This window comes from Clostridiales bacterium (genome assembly GCA_030016385.1).
In the GTDB taxonomy this organism is placed as follows: Bacteria; Bacillota; Clostridia; order Clostridiales; family Oxobacteraceae; genus JASEJN01.
The window spans coordinates 1-581 of record JASEJN010000125.1 but is presented as its reverse complement, the minus strand read 5'-3'; the positions used below and the strand labels follow the sequence as shown (position 1 = coordinate 581).

1 protein-coding gene is annotated in these 581 nt (G+C 39.1%); it reads left to right on the top strand.

The genetic code is table 11. The features are described from left to right. Window positions 1–115: 115 nt before the first annotated feature. Window positions 116–397: a hypothetical protein gene (locus tag QME45_14715; GenBank protein MDI6619879.1), complete on the top strand. Its 282-nt coding sequence runs from the start codon at window positions 116–118 to the stop codon at window positions 395–397. Window positions 398–581: the final 184 nt, after the last annotated feature.

Sequence of the window (581 nt, the reverse complement as noted above, 5' to 3'; positions counted from 1 at the left end):
TGCCTTTAGATGGAATTTACTTTAGGAAAGTGGAACTTACTTTGAAATTTTACCTAAAGTTTCTCGAAAACTCACCAAACCTAATCGCAAGTTTACAGCTGACATAACATACGGAATGCTTGCTTCCAACAGCTGTCTGCTTACAGATGTCGCAGACAATCTTCATGAGGATTCAAAAAAGATAAACACTGTTGATCGTTTATCCGCGCACCTTAATCAGGGCACCCCAAAGGACGCTTTATCTTCCTATCTCAACTTGATCTGTAAATGGGCTCCGGAGGAACCTGTCATCCATATCGACGACAGTGATGTTGTCAAGCCCGATGGTTACAAATTTGAATCCCTTGGTATCGTACGGGATGGTTCTGAAAGCACTAAGAATAAAAAACGTATATAAAAAAGGCTATCACGTGACAGAAGCTGCAGCCCTTACCAAAAGTGGGCACCCGGTCAGTATTTTTTCTAAAATTCATTCTTCAAAAGAGAAGGAATTTACTTCTATTAATGATATTACCTTTTCTGCAATCCCTATGTGTTAGCATAGTTGTCAGTGATAAATAAAAGCATTTGTGGTAGTATTG